The 20,113-nt window shown below is 61.1% G+C and carries 4 protein-coding genes; all 4 read left to right on the top strand.

Annotation, left to right across the window (positions count from 1 at the left end; translation table 11 throughout):
- Positions 1 to 60: 60 nt before the first annotated feature.
- The 4 genes from M2103_RS06950 (at position 61) to M2103_RS06935 (ending at position 20,089) form a co-directional block, all read left to right on the top strand.
- Complete coding sequence (locus tag M2103_RS06950; RefSeq protein WP_277509602.1) at positions 61 to 4,917, top strand: putative Ig domain-containing protein; 4,857 nt, start codon at positions 61 to 63, stop codon at positions 4,915 to 4,917.
- Between the two features lie 506 nt (positions 4,918 to 5,423).
- Complete coding sequence (locus M2103_RS06945) at positions 5,424 to 15,518, top strand: TonB-dependent receptor (RefSeq protein ID WP_277509601.1); 10,095 nt, start codon at positions 5,424 to 5,426, stop codon at positions 15,516 to 15,518.
- A gap of 78 nt (positions 15,519 to 15,596) precedes the next feature.
- Positions 15,597 to 18,221 (top strand): autotransporter outer membrane beta-barrel domain-containing protein, encoded by a 2,625-nt coding sequence (locus M2103_RS06940; protein ID WP_277509600.1) that lies wholly within the window; start codon positions 15,597 to 15,599, stop codon positions 18,219 to 18,221.
- 134 nt (positions 18,222 to 18,355) lie between these two features.
- Positions 18,356 to 20,089, top strand: a complete 1,734-nt coding sequence (locus M2103_RS06935) for a hypothetical protein (protein WP_277509599.1) — start codon at positions 18,356 to 18,358, stop codon at positions 20,087 to 20,089.
- Positions 20,090 to 20,113 lie beyond the last annotated feature (24 nt).

Here is a 20,113-nt window from a genome sequence, read left to right as displayed (position 1 = left end):
CGACCCCGTTTCGCAACACGCCCCGCCCCGGTTCGCGCCTCCGAATTTTTCAAAAAAACCATGCGTATTAATACAACCATCCCCTCCGCGCCTGTCTCCATGCAGGTTTTTCTCATTGCAAAAACACTCCTGCTTGCCGCCGCCTCCGCGCTGCTGCTGCAGGGAACCGCCGCCGCCCAGAACGCGACGCTTACCTGGACCGGCGCGACCGACGGCAACTGGAACTCGACATCGCAAAACTGGACCGACAACGGCTCGCCCGCGACATTCATCAACGGCGACGCGGTCGTGTTCGATGACACGTCGAGCACCGCGACGATCGCAATCCCCGGCGCGGTTTCGCCCGGATCGGTCACCGTGGACACGACGCGCGCGCTGACCTTCGCGCCCGCCGCCGGCGGAGGACTTTCCGGAAACATGCCGCTGCTCAAAAAGGGCGCGGGCACGCTGGCATTTTCCGCCACGAACACGGCGTTCACCGGCACGAGCACGGTGGAGGCGGGGACGCTTCAGGTTTTTTATCCTGCGGTTAATTACGTCACATCGTCCTTCGGTCCGGTCGTTTTGGCGGGCGGAACGCTCACGATGGACGCCTCGACCTCCATCGTTCTCGACCACTCGATTCTTGTCCCCGAGGGGAAAACAGGCGAGATGCGAACCGGCCGCGCTTTGCGCATCGGCGGGGCCGTGACCGGCTCCGGCACGTTCACGGTTACAGCCGGAAACATTATCGATATTTATGGCGAATCGTTCGCCAACTTTTCCGGCGAGCTGCGCCTCAACACCACTTCGGCCACGGTCAGGCAGATACGTTATCTCAATGGCACCAATGGCTACGCCGCCTCCAAGGGCACCGAGCTGGCCGGCGCAAATGTCATACTCAACAATGTCTACATCGAGCCGCATGGTAGCGGCGCGTCGACCGGCACGGTTAGCTTTGGCGCGCTGGGCAACGTCATTGGCACGGAAAGGCTCGTGGCCCGCCCCGCCAACGGCACGACGGTTTTTGCCATTGGCGCGCGAAATCTCGACACCGTTTTCAGCGGAACCATCGAGAATAAAACCGCCGCGCAAATCGCCGCCCTCTCCAAGGTTGGCACCGGCATGTTCACGCTCAGCGGTGTGAGCACCTACACCGGCGCGACCACGGTCAGCGCGGGCGCGCTTCACCTCACCGGGCATCTCTCCGGCGCGAGCGCGGTCACGGTCGCGGGTTCTGGCGCGTTTGGCGGTTCCGGCACGAGCACGGGCGCGGCAACTTTTGCGGACGGCTCCACGCTTCTCGCCGATGCCACCGATGCGGGCGCGCTCGCCACCTTCAATGTCGGCGGCGCCGTCGCGCTCGGCTCCATCCTCAAGGTCACGCCTGTCGTCCCCGAGGGTGTCACGCTGGTTCCCGGCACCTACACAATTCTTCAGGCCGGCGGCGGCATCACCGGCTCGCCGTTGTTTATTTGGGATGAATCCGCCGCGCCGGGATTTGTCGCCAGTATCACCATTGTCGATGCGAACAAAATCCAGGCCGTCGTTTCCGTTGACTCCGGCAGCCCGCGCCCGGTCATCACCAGTGAACTCGCTGTCTCGGGCAATTATCGCGACGCCTTCAGTTACACAATCACCGCCAGCAACGCCCCCACTTCCTTCGCCGCGGCAAATCTTCCCGAAGGCTGGTCGATCAACTCCTCCACTGGAGAAATCACTGGCGACATCAAAACCACAAGCCCCATTGCCCTGACCATCGTCGCTGTCAATGGCAACGGCGCCACTTCGGCCACGCTTAACATTAGCGTTGAAGGCACCGTTGGTCCGTTCGACTGGTTTGTCGCGCCCGATGGCGATGACAACGCCACCGGCACGCTCGCGCGCCCCTTCGCCACCATCCAGCGCGCGCAGGAGGCCGTCTCGCCCGGCGAAACCGTTTACATTCGCGGCGGCACCTACGCCATGCAGGACTCGCAGATCGCGGCATACAGCGGCGTTTTCGCCTACGTCACCAACCTCACCAAAAGCGGATCAAGCGGCAGCCCGATCACCTACGCCGCGTATCAGGATGAAAAGCCCGTCTTCGACATGAGCGCGGTCAATCCCGCCGGCTACCGAATCCACGTCTTCAGCCTCAAGGGCTCCTGGATACACATTCGCGGCCTCGAAGTTATCGGCGTGCAAGTGAACATCACCACGCACACCCAATCCATCTGCTTTGAGGTCACCGGCAACGACAACATCCTCGAGCGCCTCTCCATGCACGACGGCAAGGCCATCGGCGTTTACATGTCCGGCAGCGCCGCGCGCAACCTCGTGCTCAACTGCGACGCCTACAACAACTGGGACGACGTCTCCGAGGGCGGCGCGGGTGGAAACGTGGACGGTTTCGGCTGCCACGGAAACGGCGCGGGCAATATCTTCCGCGGCTGCCGCGCCTGGTATAACAGCGACGACGGCTTCGACTGCATCAACCAAAACCAATCCGTCGTTTTTGAAAACTGCTGGGCCCTTTACAACGGTTACAGCAAGGACGGCGTCTCCCGCGGCGACGGCACCGGTTTCAAGGCAGGCGGCTACGGTATCGCAAAATCCGACGTCCCCAATCCCATCCCTCGCAACACCGTGCGCAACAGCATCGCCGTCAAAAACAAACGCGGCTTCTACGCCAATCATCACCCCGGCGGCATCGATTGGTATAACAACAGCGCTTATCAAAACAGCTCCGATTATAATTTCCTCGGCTATCAACCTAATGCCGATCCGAACCAACCGGGCGTTGATGTTCCCGGCACCGATCATGTCATCCGTAACAACCTCAGCCATGGAAACCCGCTGAACAGGATACTCAGCAACCTCGCCGACACCGGAAACACGATGGATCACAACGCCATCCCGACTGCCGCCGAACCCGCGCAACTCGCCGACACCGAATTCGAAAGCGTCGATTTCACTCAACTCACGACGCTTCCCCGCAAGGCCAACGGCGACCTGCCGGATATCACCTTCCTGAAACCCAAACTCGGCAGCGCCCTGATTGACGCCGGCGTTGATGTCGGCCTTCCCTATGCCGGACTTGCGCCCGACATCGGTGCGCATGAGAACACCGCGCCCGTCATCACAAGCGAGCTCACCGCGTCGGCCGCGCAAGGCGTTGCATTCACCTACACCATCACCGCGCTCAACGACGCGACCGGCTACGCGGCCGCAAGCCTGCCCGCCGGCCTCGTCATTGACACCACGACCGGCGTCATCAGCGGCACGCCCACCGTGAGCGGCAACTTCGACATCACGCTCTCCGCAACCAACGCCGCCGGCGAAACGGGCACGGCCACGCTCGCCTTGTCCGTCGTCGCGCCCGCGCTGCCCGTCTTTGATGCCGGCGACACCTTCGCCATCAACGGCGTGACGGGCGAAACCTTCGAATACGCCATCGCGATCACCAGCGATTCGCCCGTGACCTTTTCCGCCACCGCATTGCCCGACGGCCTCGACTTCGATCCGTTGACCGGCGTCATCAGCGGCGCGCCGACCGTCACCGGCACCTTTACCGTCACGATCACCGCCACCAACGCCGGCGGCCCCGTCACGCAACAAATCACATTCACCATCGGCAACCAGACCGCGCTCGTCGCCCTCGCGGGCGGCGCGCCCAACCCCGGCGACTCGGACGGCCAGGCCATCTACGCCCGTTTCAACACCCCCGGTTCCATCACCGCGCACACCGACGGAAAACTCTACGTCGCCGACACGCTCAACAACGCCATCCGCTCCGTCGATTCGCTCGGCAACGTCACCAAGCACACCGCCGCGCTCTCGCGTCCCGCCGCCATTGTCTCCGCCGGCGCCTCGCTCATCGTGGCCGACACCAACGCCATCCTCGCGTTCGACCCCGCCACCTCGCAACTCACCACGCTCGCCACCGGAATCACACAACCCGCCGGCCTCGCCCGCGACGCAGCCGGAAACCTCTACATCGCGAGCGCCGCGCGCCACGTCGTCTACAAACTCGCCGCCGGATCGGACACCGCGACCGTGCTCGCCGGCGAGCTCGACACATCCGGCACGGCGGACGGCGACTCCGAGACCGCGCGCCTCAATTCGCCCGCCGGCCTCGCCCTCGACGCCGCCGGCCAGCTCTACGTCGCCGACACGCTCAACAGCGCCATCCGCAAAATCGACACGACCACCGGCGACGTCACCACCATCGCCGGCCAGCCCGGCGCGAGCGGCACCGCCAACGGCCTCGCGCCCGACGCCCGCTTCAACAAGCCGAAAGGACTCGTCGCCGACGCCATCGGCAACCTCTACATCGCCGACACCGGCAACCACGCCATCCGCCGCCTCGACATCCTTTCCGGCATCGTCACCACAAGCGCCGGCCTCGCCGGAACCCCCGGCACGGACGACGGCTTTGGCTCCGCCGCCCGGCTCAGGCAACCCGCGGACCTCGCCATCGACTCCGCCACGGGGGAAATCTACGTGGCCGACACCGGCAACCACGCCATCCGCCTCTATCTCGACAGCCCGCGCCTGTTGAAACACCCCGAGGACATCTCGGTCGAGGAAGGCTCTGCGGCGACCTTCACCGTGCTCGCCATCGGCGCGCCGAATCCGGACTACCAATGGTATAAGGACGGCGCGATCATCGCCAGCGCGACCGCCTACACCCACACGATGGCCGCCGCGCAAACGGCGGACGAAGGCAAGTATTCGGTGATTATTACCAACGAAATCGGCACACTCACCAGCAACACCGCCACGCTGACGGTCACGGCCTCGACGAGCGGCACCAACAGCGGCACGACCGCCCCGCCTCCGACCGGTGACGACACCGACAAGGGTGGGGGAGGGGGCGGCGGCGGCGCGCCGGGCCTCCTCTATCTCGCCGCGCTCGCGCTCCTCGCCACGTTCCGCCGTCTGCGGGCAGCTTGATCCGTTTTGTGACGCGGCGGGATTTGCGGTTTGGTTGGCACACGAAAAAAATAAAATGCGGAGAAAAGCCTAAAAAAGGGGAAGCAAACAGGCTGACCTCGTCTGGTATTATATAAACATCTTTTTTCCCCGTTCCCTTCGTGACTCACCCCCGAGCGCATGTGCGTCTTCGCATTCGAAAAAGCCCTTTTGTTTTGGCCTGTCCACTCGATCCTTTGGGCGCGGGGATGTTCTTACTGTCAACCCGACATCCCTAAAATTAGGGAGCAATGGGCAATGGGTATGTTGGTATTTTGATAAAAACGAAATTCAGCCTCAGCCCTCTTAATTCCGTCCATTAAACTTTGTCTGCCTTTTCCCCCCTTCCGTTAAACCCTCATGCCCCCGCGCAATTAGCCCAGTTCCTCGCGTTTTGTGTCCGGTCGCCGTTTCGGCGCACGCTTCCATTTCCTGACCGTCCAACCTCGCACGCCTGTTGCAAAAACCCTCACCAAAGTAAATTTCCTATGAATAAAACACATCAAATCATTCGTTTCCGCCAGCTTGTCCGCATGGCGGGTTTGATATTGGCACCGCTGGCATTTGTTGCGGCGAACGCCGCCGACGGAACTTGGACGCAAACCGCCGGGGGCAACTGGAGCGACACGGCAAACTGGGAGGGCGGTGCCGCTGCGGGCGGTTCGGGCGCGGTCGCGAAATTCGACACGCTGGACATCTCCGGCACGGTCGCGGTCAATCTGGACGGCGCCCAATCCGCGGGGTCGATAGTCTTCGGCGATGCCAACACCGACACTGAAGGTTCATGGCTGCTTGGCGGCACGGGCACACTCACGCTCGACTCGTCCACTCCCACTATCACAACCGCATCCGCGCCCGCCACGGTGAGGGCGCCTCTTGTCGGCGCGACCGGCTTGACCAAGGCGGGCACGGGCGTTCTCACGCTGGCCGGCCCGGCGGAAATCTCCGGCGGTTATTCCGTCGCATCCGGAACACTTCTGATCGCCACGGGCGGCAGTTTAACGGGTGGCAATGTCATCAACCTTTCCGCCAAAACAGGGTTGGTTATTGATGGCGGCCACCTTTTAATTTCTCACGCCAGCAATGTAAGCACCATGGGCGGAGGCAACGCGGGCTCCGGTTTTTTTGCCCTCCACTCGGGGACCGCCCGGTTTTCCGCTTTTCGCTCCAACAGTGCTGATGGAACAATCATGCGCATCACCGGCGGGGCGTTTTTCGCTGACAGTGTCGCATTGCAGCGTGATGTGAACAACGCCACCAATTTTGCCTCCGGGTTGATTATTACTGGCGGCACTTCGACAATCGGGAACCTCACCATCGCCTCCGGAAATTCCTGGGCGCACATGTCGGTCGAAGGCGGTGATGTGCTTGTCACCGGCACCATGATTGTCGGCAACCAAGCCTCGGGCGGCCGCGGCGGCGCGTTGCGTGTGACGGGCGGGCGCCTCACTGTCACAAACGCCGACTATGGCATGGTTCTCAGCGCGAGGGCTGGCGTTAACAACATTGCCCTTGTCACAATCTCCGGCGGCATCAGCACGGTTGAGAAAATTACCTGCGGCCTCAATGACACGGTCACTCTCGGCTCGGGATCGCTTTCCCTGACTGGCGGCACCATGTTTGTCGGCCCGGGAGGCATCGTCAAATCCGGCGCTCCCGCCTTTCTTGCAAACATCACGCTCACCAGCGGTCGCCTCGGTGCCGATGCCGACTGGAATTGGGACGTTGCCGTCCCCATGACCCTGCCCGCCTCAAACTCGATTGTTATCGACGCGGCCGATGAATATGGTGCCGCGCACAACATCAACATCGACGGCATGATCTCCGGCGCGGGCGGTTTCACCAAGACCGGCGGCGGCATGCTCACGCTCAGTTCGACCACCAATTCCTTTACCGGCGCGATGACGTTGTCCGAGGGCAGCATTCACATAACAGGGCAGGTGGTCGGAAGCGGGGCGCTCATGACCATACCCGCCTCGACGGGCATCGGCGGTTCGGGAACGATCGCGCGCAGTCTCAACTTCTCCACCGACGCCGGGCTGCTCGTGGATGTGGACGTCCTCACCGGAGCGCTCAAGGGGCTTTCAGTCACCGGCGATGTGAACCTTGGTGGCACACTCGTCGTGACGCCCGTCATTCCCGAAAATGCCGCGATGGAATCGGGCACTTTCACCGTGCTCAAGACCACGGGCGTGATTTCGGGCAATCCGTCCTACACATGGAATTACTCTTCGGTGATGATGCCCGTCACCGCCACGTTTGCCAAGTCGGCGGACAGCAAATCCATCGTTGCGACTGTCGTGGCGCCGCCGCCGATCACGCCCGATATCAACAGCCCGCTTACGGCAAGCGGCACGGCGGCCTTCCCCTTCACCTACACAATCACCGCGGATAATTATCCCCGCAGCTTTGGCGCCACCGGCCTGCCCGAGGGCCTTGAGATCGACACGGCAACCGGCGTCATAAGCGGCATCACCGAGGTCGAGGGTCCGACAACCGTCACCATCACCGCCACGAACCGCGGAGGCACCGACACCAAGACGCTCGTCATCACCATGGCGCCCATTCCGCCCGCGACGGTCATCCCCGTGATTACCAGCACGCTTTCGGTGACGGGCACCGTGGATGCGTCCTTTGAATACCAAATCACGGCGACCAAGGACCCGATCCTTGGCTACGGCGCGATCCTCGGCTACGATGCGACTCCGCTGCCCGCCGGTCTTTCGCTCGACGCGGCCACGGGTCTTATCAGCGGCACGATTCTCAACAAGGGCGCGACGGATATTGTGCTCAGCGCCACCAACGCAGCCGGCGTCGGCAACGCCACGCTCAGCCTCACCGCATGGGCCATACCAATCATCACCAGCCCGACTTACGCGGAGGCCATGATCAACGAGCCCTTCAGCTATTTCATCACCGCTGACAACGATCCCACCTCATTTGAGCAGAGCGGCCTGCCCGAGGACTTTGCGCTCAACCCGGGCACCGGTGAAATCACCGGCACCGGCACGGCGGTTATTATAACCACGGCCACCATCACGGCCAAGAACTCGGTCGGCAGCGACACGAAGACGCTCGACATCCTCATCGACATCTACGAACCGCGCGTTGTCAGCGACCAGACCATCGTTTTGCCCCTCGGCGAGTCCGTTGACTACCAGACTATTGCCACCCGCAATCCCACCGAATTCTACGCCGCGCCCCTGCCCGCCGGTTTTTCCTTTGACCAGGCAACCGGGCGGCTCACCGGCACGCCCTCCGCCGCCGGCACCCTTAGCATCGATCTCTCCGCCAAAAACGCCTCCGGAGTCGGCCCCGCCGTCACCCTTAAGATCGTCACCTACGGTCCCGCGCCGTCCGGCGTGCTGCTCTGGACGGGCACGGCCGATCAGGTGACCGGCACAAGCGGTCTCATCGAGGCGACATGGGACACAACCACCCAGAACTGGGTTCAGGGTGGCTCGCCAAAAACCTACTCCGATGGAGCCGATGTGTTCATCGACGATTCATCCACCACCGATAACATCATTTTTGCCAGCAGCACATTCGCACCCAACTCCATCACCATCGATGTTTCCGGGCGTCCCCTTACGATAGCGATTTCCAATTCCGCGGCCCTCAATGTCAGCGGAACGAAGGAAATGCTCATCAAGGGCACCGGCACCGTCACCTTCGACGTCACCAACGACCGCACTTGGGGCGGTATCACTCGTGTTCAGGACACTGCCGTTTTTGCGCTGCAAGCCGCCCACGGCAGCACGGCCACTCCCGCCGGCAATGCGGGGCCGATCTACTTTGAGGGCGGTTCGCTTCGCTATGATCCGCCCGCGAGCAAAGCCAGGCTCGGACTCGCCTCCAGCATTGTTGTGCGCGAGGGGCACGCCCTCCTGGACATGCATTACGCCTTTGCGCTTAACAGTATTCTGGAGGGTTCCGGCACCTTGGAGGTCAGGAATCACGACCAAAGCGCGCGCTATGCGTTTATCGGAAACAACTTCACTGGCGCGCTGCTGCTCAGCGGTTCCGGCGTCTCGGAGCTGCCCAGCACCAACAGTTGGGATTTTACGGGCAACATGGCCAATATGACCATTGTGATTGAGGACGAGGCGCAGATGCGCCCCACCACAAACTCCGGCGGCAACACCATCTACATCGGCGCGCTTGCGGGAAGCAGCCCCGATGGCGTGCTGAACGCCGGACGCAACGGCCCCACCGGCAAACCCAACAGCACTTATCGCATCGGTCGCAAAAATATCGACACCCATTTCGCCGGCTCCATCGGCGACTGGACGGTCGGCGCCGCCACCCTCTATAACAAGGCCGCGCTCATCAAGGAGGGCACTGGCATGCTCACGCTTTCGGGGTCGCATAATTACCTTTTCGGAACGACAGTCTCCGCGGGTTCGCTGTTCCTCGCAAAGACAGGCCGCATCACCAATGGCGACGCCGCCAATCTGGTCACTGTCAATGAGGGGGCTGCGTTTGGCGGTTCGGGCGTGGTTACACCCAATGTCACCTTCCAAGGCGGGGCGGCGCTCCTCATCGATGCCGACCCGGAGACGGGCGAGCTTTCCGGAATGTCGGTCAGCGGCTTGGTAAGATTCGAGGGCAGCTCGGTCGAAATCAAACCCGTCGTCACCGGCACCAATCGCATTGCAAACGGCACCTACACGATTCTTTTCTCCGAAAACGACTTTGCCAGCCAGCCCGTGCTCAACTGGTCGTATGCCGCCGATCCTCTCATTAACGCCCGGCTTGAGTATGTCGGAAACAATCGCATTCAAGTCACCATCACCGGCGGGGCGATCCCCTTGTCAACGATCACCAGCGGAAACCGCGCCGCGGGCATCGTCGGCCAGCCGTTTTCCCACGCTATCGTCGCCACAAGCGATGATTCCTCGCCCACGATCTTGACCGTGGAAAACCTTCCCGAGGGTCTTGTTTTCGATTCAGCGACCGGCATCATCAGCGGCACGCCAACCACGGCGGGATACTACGATGGCGCCAGGGACGAGAATGGCAACCTGCTGCCCGGTTCCTACGAAGTGGTTCTGGTTCACGCCACCAATTCCAGCGGCACGACCACGGAGGAGCTGGTTGTGCGGATTTATCCAGCCGATTACGTATTGGACGCCCCGGTTATCAGCAGCCCCCTGAGCGTGGCGGTGATCAGAAGCCGCAACATGAGCTACCAGATAACGGCATCCAATTTTCCAACCGCCTTCTCGGCCACGGGCCTGCCCAATGGTGTTGAGATTGACGCCAATGGCTTGATCACGGGCATTCCCGAGATACTGGGCATGTATGAAGTTGTCATTACCGCGTCCAACCTCGCCGGCACGGACACAAAAACCTTGCAGCTGAACGTCGCGCTGCCGCCCCCGGTCATCATTTCGGAGAGCACCGCGATCGCCATACAGGACAGGTTGTTCACCTATCAAATCGAGGCGCAGAACGAGCCCACCGGCTATCGCATGTCGGCCTTTTACGAAACCACGGATTCCCTGACGATTACAGGAAGCCGGATATATTACCTTTCGATTGACGGCACCACGGGCCTTGTCAGCGGCACCTGCCCGAATGTCGCCACGACGGGGACGGCGCCGCTCATGGTCACCGGCACCCTTTTCGCCGACAATGAAACCGGCACATGGGGCTCGCAGGTGTTCTTCACGATCAACCCGCCCGAGCCGGTTGTCACCACTGGCACGGAGTTTTTCGGCGTGGTCGGCGTGCCTTTCACCTATGTGCTCAGTGCGTCGAACATGTATCCGGCCTACAAGCCCGGCTACGGCGTCACCAACATTCCCCAAGGCCTTAACGTGAGCCGCGCGGACGGAGTGATCACGGGCACGCCGCTCGTGGCCGGGGAGTATACGGTTGCGTTTGTTGCCACCAATATCACGGGAGCCGGCGCCAGGGCCGCGCGCTTCACAATCAATGGAGCCTCGCTGATCTCCACCATCACTGGCGAGGCGGGCACGGCCGGCTCCACCGACGGCGACCTGGCCTCGGCGCGGTTCAACTCGCCCGGCGCGGGCGTCGGCGACAAGGACGGCAATCTTTACATCGCCGACACCGACAACAACAGCATCCGCAAAATCTCGGCGGATGGCACCGTCTCGACTCTCGCCACGGGGCTTAACCAGCCCTCGTCCATCGTTCTTGATGCCGCGGGCACGGCTCTCTACGTGGCCGATTCCGCGTCGAACACGATCAAGAAAATCGATACGGCCACCGGCAATGTCACCACGCTCGCCCTTACCGGCGCGCCCGCGCTCAACTCCCCGCACGGGCTTGTCCTTGATGCGTCCGGCAATCTCTACGTGGCCGACACCGGCAACAACATGATCCGCAAAATCGAGATTTCGACCGGGGCGATGAGCACCGTTGCCGGCACCGGCGCATCCGGCGCCACGGATGGCGCGGGAGCCGCCGCCGCCTTCGACATGCCCATGGGTGTTGCGCTCAGCGCCGATGGTCTCCGCCTTTTCGTGGCCGACACCGGCAATAGCACCATCCGGGACATCGCGCTTGGCTCCGGTGTCGTGGGCACGCTCGTTGGCTCCGCCGGCGTCAACGGCAGCGCGGACGGTGTCGGGGCCGATGCCCGCTTCAATACACCGGAAGGCCTGGCCGTTGATTCGGCCGGCGTCCTGTATGTGGCCGATACCGGCAACAACACCATACGTTCCGTCGACGTGCGCGCGGGTATTGTCATCACGTTTGCCGGTTCACCGGGGATTTCCGGCAGCATGGATGGCAACGCTGTCAATTCGCTCCTCAACGCTCCGAGCGGCCTTGCCGTTGATGCCGACGGGGAAATCTATGTGTTCGACTCGGGCAACCATACCATTCGGGCCTTGCAGATCGGCCCCGCCATCGTCACGCCGCCGGCCGATCAGCGTGTGGCCGCCGGCACCGACGTCACCTTCTCCGTTGTTGCCTCCGGCGGGCCGCTTCCCACCTACCAATGGTATAGGGATCAATTGCTAATTGCCGGCGCGACCGGACCCTCGCTCACGATTAACAACGCCCAGCTTTCCGATGTGGCCAGCTATCGTGTTGTTGTCACCAATCCGCTCGGCTTCCGCACCGCGAACGCCTGGCTCACCATCTCCGACGCCAATCCGAATAATCCGGATGATGTCGGAGGCATTGATAATGGCAATTCCGGCGGCGACACCGGCGGCGGTGGTGGTGGCGGCGGAGCGCCCAGCGCCTGGTATCTGGCGGCGCTCGCAATCGGCGCCTTCATGTATCGCTTCCGCCGTCGCGGACCGGCTTTGTTTGCCCTCATGCTTGGTGTCGCGGTTTTCACCGCATCCACCGATCTCTCCGCCCAGGCCGCGCGGAGCGAGGGCGGCGGGGTCGTGACCGGGCGCGTCCTCAACAAGGCCACCGGCCAGTATCTTTCCGACGCCGTCGTGACTGTTGAGGGCACAAACATCCAGACCGTCACTGATGCGTCCGGCGCCTACCGTCTCGACAATGTGCCGGCCGGCACCGTGCGCATTTCCGCCAGCTATGTGGGCCTCGACGACATGGCCAGGGAGGTGACCGTTGTTTCGAGCGCGCAAGCTCGCGCCGACTTCGACATGACCTCGCAGATTTACCATCTTGAAAAATTTGTGGTCGCCGGTGATCGCGAGGGCTCGTCCCGGGCGCTTCAGGAACAGCGTGTCGCGGTCACCCAGAAGGCCGTTTTCGCGGCCGATTCGTTCGGCAATGTTGTTGATAACAACATCGGCGAACTCATGAAAAACCTTCCCGGCATCACCATCGACTACGATGGCGAGGACGCCTCCACGATGCGCATTCGCGGCATGGACCCCGACTTTGCCAGCATCACCCTCGACGGCAATGAGACCGCCTCCATGTCGTATGACTCCGACGGCAACACGAGCCGCGCCTTCAACCTGAAGACTGCCGCCCTTCAAAACATTGAGAAAATCGAGATCAACGCCGCGCCCACCGCCGACCAGCCGGCCAGCACCATGGGCGGCCAGATCAACATCGTGACCAAGAGCGCGCTCCGGCAAAAGGGCCGCCGCATGATGTTCACGGCCAATATGAGCCTCAATACCGCCGAGCTCAACTTCGACAAGACTCCCGGTGGCGGTCGCACTCCCGACCGCAAACTCCAGCCTGGTTTCAACTTTTCCTGGAGCGAGAATTTCAACCAGCGCTTTGCCATCGCGTTTGATGTGGGCTTTACGCGCAAATATCGATATAGCAACGAGTATACATTGCCAAACGGCTATTCCTACGATTCCTTCTCGCTGGCCAATTCCAATAACGTGCTCACGAAAGACACGACCGGTTATGTGCGGTCCCTGCGTTGGAGGGAACGAAGCGGCAGCACGGAGGATCGCGTGATTTCGCTCAACCTCGACTATGAGCCTTGGGGCTCCAATCACTCGTTCTATTTAAAGACATCGTATAATGACAGCCGCGGATTGGGCGCCTATGACCGCAATATGCGAGTCAACGCCGGTTCGCACGCCAACGGCTCCGACCTCTACAATATGATTTCGCCCAACGGCGTCTCGGTTGATATAAGCAACAGCGTCAATGCCAGCGACAATCGCACCTATATGTTCAACGCGGGCGCCAAGCATAAATTCGGCAGGGTGTCCGTTGATTACAATGCCTATTACAGCAAGGCCGAGGCCGATCCCAGTCCCGATGACAACTATTCGGTTTCCTACGGTGTGCGCGGGCTCGGGATGAACATTTTCGATCTTGCCGGCAATGCCACCGGCAGGCTTGTCCAGACCAATCACGACGGACAGGGCGTTATCACCTCCAGCGACCCGCGCAGCTATCAGAACCTGGACAACTACGACCGCCTCACGCTCGACCAGAATTTTAACTACGGCACGGACGAAAAGCTCGGTGCCAAGATGGACATAACCATCCCCCTCGAGCTCCGCGTGCCCCTCACCGAATACCGGGTCCCCGTCGAGGTTAAATTTGGCGGCCTCTACGCCGAGCAATCGCGCCACACCAATAAATATTGGAGGCGTCGCCAGATGACGGGCGGCAGCTCGGAATCAAGCTGGACGACCTCGCAACCCGCCCTCGGCCAGTTCGCCGATCCCTATTTCAAAAACAACTGGGGATTTGGCGTGCCCATTCCCACCTGGGTCAGCCCCTACCAAGTCTATGATTTTTATAACGCCAATCCCGACGCCTTTTATTCGCGGGAAACCCACGATGATCGCGGACATGAGCAGACGTATCAGGAAATGATTTCCGAGAAGGAAACCAAGGAGGCCACCACCGCCGGTTATGTTCAGCTGACCGCCCGCGTGACTCCCACCTTCACCGTGATCGCGGGTCTCCGTTATGAACGGTTGAGGTCGACCGGCAAAACGCCGGAGTTCCTGGGCATGCGCAGCTATACCAATGTGGATGGCACCGCGGTCACTGTTTCCGACTACAATATCTACAGCACGACCAACGCCAACAGCCAGCGCAACCCCAATCGCGAGTTCAACACCGTCGCCGTGCGCGATCCGATCACCAACGAGTTCCTCCATTTCGACCAGGTGCCCAATCCGTATTACGGCATGCACGACGTTGTTGACCAGACCAAGGCGCTCTTCTCGAAAAAATCATTCACCCACACCGGCGACGGCGAATTGTTTCCCAATATTCAGTTCCGGTGGACGACGCCGATACGCAATCTCACGGTTCGCGGCGCCCGCACCCAAAACATCGGGCGTCCCAAGCTCAGCCAGGTGCTCGCCGAAAGTGATTACAACCAAAGCAGCAGGAGAATGACCACGGGCAACCCCGCGCTCAAACCCCAGCGCTCGGTGAAATACGACGTGTCCATTGACTATATGACATCGCGCGACGGCGAAATCCGCTTTTCGCTTTTCCGCCAGGACATCAAGGATTACATCCACCAGGAGACCTCGTATTTTGAGGTTACCGACTTGCCCGAACTGGCGAACGAAATCGACGTGTTTTATAATGACGATCTCCGCTACTTCCCCGTCCTCATGCGCACCGGCATCTGGACCTCGATCAATTATTACAACAGCGGCGAGGGCAAAAACGAGGGCTTCGAAATCTCCTATCGCCAGCGGCTCGACATCATTCACAAGAGCCTGAGAAATTTCTTCTTCTACGGCGCCTTTTCATACGCCGACCCCACGATCAAGGCCTATCGTCACACCATGCGCGCGCCTTCCACGGTGACCGCGCAAACCGTGGCCGAATACAACGCCAGTGAAATGGTGTGGGTCACGCTGCCCATGTCCGGCATCCAAAAACGCAGCGGCACCATCCAGCTCAGCTACACGGGCCGGAAATTCAACGGGCGCGTCGCAGCCTACTGGGTTGATGATTTCGCGAAGGCGGTCAACGCCGACATCGTCGAAATTACGAACCAGGCCTCTGTCGTGCGCCTCGACCTCAACCTCACCTACAAGATCAACAGCCGATGGAACGCCACATTCGACTGGCGCAACATGACCGACGAGGGCGATGACCGTAAAATCTTTGACCGCACCGCCGGCTACTTCACCTCCGGCATGGTTATTAATCTCGGTGTGAGGGCCAACTTCTGACGCCCCTCGGGCTAATGCATAATGAAAAATGTATAATAGACCCGAAAAAACACAATCAGCCAACGCCACTTTAAATATATGAAAACACTCCGCACCACATCCCTCGCCCTGGCCCTCGGTCTTGCCTGTGCTCACCTCGCCGCCCAGACCACGCCTGTGCCGACCCAGTTTAGCGACTGGACCGGCGCTGTTGACAATAACTTCTTCAATGCCGCCAACTGGAGCACCGGCTCCGTGCCCGACAGCCCCGTGGCCGCCATTCGCCTTCCCGGCGACACCGCCATCGCGAACAAGGACATCGTCGCCACCCACACGGGGGACGAGGATAGAACCATTCAGTTTTATAGCATCCAGACTGGCGCCAACAAAAGCTACACGATCGAGTTTTCGAGCGAGGGCGACGGCGTCCTTTATATCAATCCAGTCGGCAAGGGGTTCACATTTAATGGCTTGATTGGAAGCACTCCGGAGTTGGGGCGCTCACTTGATCTCACCTATCCCGAATCGACCGGGGATGACTCGACCCGGCTGGCCGCCTATTACAAGCTCGGAAGAAACACCGTCATCACGGCAGCGGATTCCTACGCCGGCTCCCGCGTCGCCAACAGCGGTCTTGGCACGGGCATCTTCACGCTTACTGACAACGCCCGCATTGACATCTCCATGGCGGGCGAAATCCCCTTTGTTTACGAGGGGTATGTCGAGAACAGGCCCGGCGTCGTCACCTACACGTCGGCCCGCACCGACGGCGTGCGCATCGGCGGCATTCTTGAGGCCGGCGCCAACACGACAATCTACGTGGGCGGACGCAATGTGACGCTGAATGACAAGCTCACAACAGGCCAGGTCAGTATCATGGGCGGGTTGTTCTATCAGGAGCCCGCCAACTCCAATTCCGCCAATGCCATTTGCGATGTGTATGGCTACATCACACGCATGACGGGCCAGGTGAACTACGAGGGCGACGGGCGCGCGCGTTTTCGCATCCGCTCCGGCGCCCAGTATCTCGTGGAGGGCGTTCACAACGGCGGCATTCAAGCCATGGCCGGCTCGGTTATCGGCGGCAGCGGCATAATCAACGGCTTTATCACCGTCGATGAGGGCGGCATGCTCACGCCCGGTTACCTCGGCTCCACCATCGGCAATTCCCCCGACACGCCGCTCACCATCAACGCCACCAATTTCGAGCTCAACGGCAGCCTCGGTTTTGATCTTGTCACGGAGACCGTGCACGACCGTCTCGACGTCACCCTCACGGGCACCATGACCATTCGCAGCTCCACAACCGTGGACTCCACCTCGAGCAATCCCAGGTATGCAAACCTCATCATCAACATGGCCGACACGTTCCCCCGCATCGTGCGCACGCCCGTCACCTACGAGCTGATGACCGTCAACCTGGATGTCGCCAGCAGTGGCACCGACGTCATGATCCTGGGCGATTTTGAAAACACCACGCTTCCCGCCAGCATGACGCTCAAGACCACTTGGGAGTGGAAGAGCGAGTCCGAATACAACTACACCTACCTGCAGGACATGGAGGTGCGCCGCACGCTCCTCGTCACCGTGGAGCAAACGCCGTTCTCCGGGGTTTCCCAACTCGCCTCCGGCGACCTCGGCGACAAATACCTGGCCGCCGCCCGGAAGGTTGACGATATTTATTACAACACTCCCGTGGCGAGCCAGGCCGCCTACGAGCCGCTTTTCGAGTCGCTGAACCGCCAGCCCTCCATCATCCAATACTGCCAGGTGCTCGACCAGCTCACGCCCAGCGTCTATCAGTCCTGGTTTCCCGCGGCGGTCGTCCGCACCAACTCGCTCGTGCAAAGCGTGGAGGATCGCATGTATCAGGATGCCGCCTTCAAACGGCAGAAAGGTTCGTGGCAGGCGTTTCTCGACGGCTTCCGCCAGGAGGCGTCCAAGGGCAATGAGGGTGATGCCGACTATTCCAACTACGGCATCGTGGGCACCGTTGTCGGCACCAGCTACGCAATCAGCGAAAACTTCGTTGTCGGCGGTTTCTTCAGTTACGAGTTCACCGACTTCGATCTCGACACTGCCGGCGGCTATACCGACCTGAACAGCTATACCTTCGGCCTCAGCGCCCGTTACAACACCGGCAAGCTTCAATTCAATTTCACCGGTTTTTATGGCGTCGACGATTATGAATCCGAGCGCTCCGTGGCCCTGACCGGCCTTGGCACATGGGCGAAATCCGACACCGACGGCTCGCGCCTCGGCGCCGCGATTTCCGCCGCCTACACGGTGAATCTTCCCTGGTTCGAGGTCGTTCCCGTTGCGGGCCTTCAAGTGATGAATTGGAAGGTGGACGGCTTCGAGGAACGCAACGCCGGCGCGGCCAGTCTCCGCGTTTATGACCAGGAAAAGATGTCGCTTCAGGGCAAACTGGGCGTTCGCGTGGCTCGCAGCTTCCCGCTCAAGCACGGTGTTCTGCGTCCCTATTTGCACTATTCCTATCTGCACGAATTCGACGATGACGAGCGCTGGATCGCCTCCGACCTGTTCGGCGAGCGCATGTCGGTCCGCGGTCCCGACATCGGCAGCAACGGCTGGCGCATGGACATCGGCCTCGACTGGAATGTGACTCGCAAGCTCCGCGCCGAACTGCGCTACCAGTCCGAGTATCGCGGCGCCGCCAAGGAAAGCGTTGGTGTGCGCGGCGGCATCACCTACACCTTCTGAAAACGCCGCCAGTTTGACACCCGCTCCCGGCTACGCGATTCGAGGCCCTTCCGAATCGCGTAGCGCGCGTTTGCTCCCTTGCGATTTAAGTAGCCTCATCCAACCCGCCGCCTGCCCATGCCCACACGCACAACATGAAAACCCGCCTCCTCGCGCTTCTCTCATTATACATTTTCCATTTTCCATTATTCATTGGCGCCAGCGGCGCGCCCCCCGGACCCGTTGTCGAAATGGAACCCTACATCGTCAAGGGAGACCGCGTCCTGCCGGAGCCCGAGCGCTGGACCTATGTTCGCGTGCCCGCGCTTGCCCTTGAGCGCGGCGGGCGCACCGTTATCGCGCCCGGTTACGAGTTGCTTTCCAACCTCAATTCCAGCCAGACAAGGGTGCTCGTGCACGAACTGCAGTTGCGCCAGCTGGCCTCCACCCGCCTCTGGCCCGCGCTTGTGCGGAATTTGCCGAGGACGCCCGTTTATGTTGTCGTTGACATCAATCAGCAACACTCGGCGCCACGGCAGTTCGTGAAAACGAGCGACACCTGGGAGGGCGACCCGATTGTGGCGGTCAACATCGAGCCCGCGCCGAGCAATTTCAGCAGCTCCGTCAATTTCGCCTACATGGGCGCGCAACGCTTTGCCTCCGAATACGGGCTCACCCAGATGGACGACATGAATGACGGCAATATTTTGACCGGCGATGAAACTGAAACCACAACGCAGGACCACTTGAACCTCACCAGTCGCAATGTGCCGAGGTTTGTGCGCGATGAATCCATCGTGAGGCCGCTTCCCGATGGTTATGTTGAGCTGGCGGTGAACGGCGGCCCGCTTGCGGTGCTCGTTCGCGCCGACGAACCGCGTTCCGGTTTGCAACGTCCCTCCGTGGAGCGCCTGGCCTCCACGGTCAGTTACGAACTGGGCCGCTTTGCCCTCGATGCGCAGCCGCAAAAATTGCCCGCGTGGTTCACGCGCGGCTTCAGCAATCTTCTCGGCAGCACGCAGGTTTCCGACAGGCTCATCCAGTTCGCGCGGGTTCGCGAGGAACTGGCCGGTCGCGCCATGCCAAAACTCTCCGAACTTCTCAAAAAGGAGGGGGCGTTCACGGAGGAGGAGGCGCGGGCCGCGTCCCTCTTTGTCCATTACGGACTTTACGGGGACAATAATAAATACTCCGCGCGTTTCATGCAGTTTGTGAACAGGCTGGCGAGTGGCGTGGAGCCGACCGATGCGATGTTCAGGGAGGTTTTTGGGAAATCCGTGAAAACCATTGAAAGTCACCTGGCCGCTTATGCGCGCGACATCGCCTACTATAAGAGCACGGATTTTAAGTTCGATTCGCCTCCGCCGCTGCCCGCGCCGACTTATCGCGCGGCCACGCAATCCGAGGTCGCGCGCATCAAGGGCGAGATGCATGTTTCGCAGGCGAACCCGGGAAAGGCGCTTGAGGAATTGCGCACCGCCTACTGGCGCGGCGAGCGCGATCCCGCCATGCTGGCGCTGCTCGCGACGCTCGAGCAGCAGGCCGGCTCCGAAACGCGCGCGCGCAAAATCCTCAAGGCGCTGATGGCGCTTCCCAAGCCGCCCGCGCAAGCCCACATCGCCGCCGCGCGCCTCCAGCTCAAGGACGCGCTCGCGGCCAAACCCGCCGGCGCGAAACTGAACGCGGAGGAAACATCGGCATTGATCGACACCCTCGGCGGCGCGCTCACGGGCGGCCTGGCCACGGAGGATGTTTGCGACACGCTCGCCGAGATTCTCCTGAAAAGCGAGGCCCGCCCCGAACCCGGCACGCTCGGATTCCTGCAACAGGCCGCCAAGCGTTTTCCGAAAAACCAAACCATCGCCGGGGCCGCTGGAATAAAGGCTTAGGCAAAAGTTAAAAATTAATACCGC

It is taken from the genome of Ereboglobus sp. PH5-5 (assembly GCF_029504805.1).
Taxonomy (GTDB): Bacteria; Verrucomicrobiota; Verrucomicrobiia; order Opitutales; family Opitutaceae; genus Ereboglobus.
This window is presented reverse-complemented; position numbering and strand designations above follow the sequence as displayed.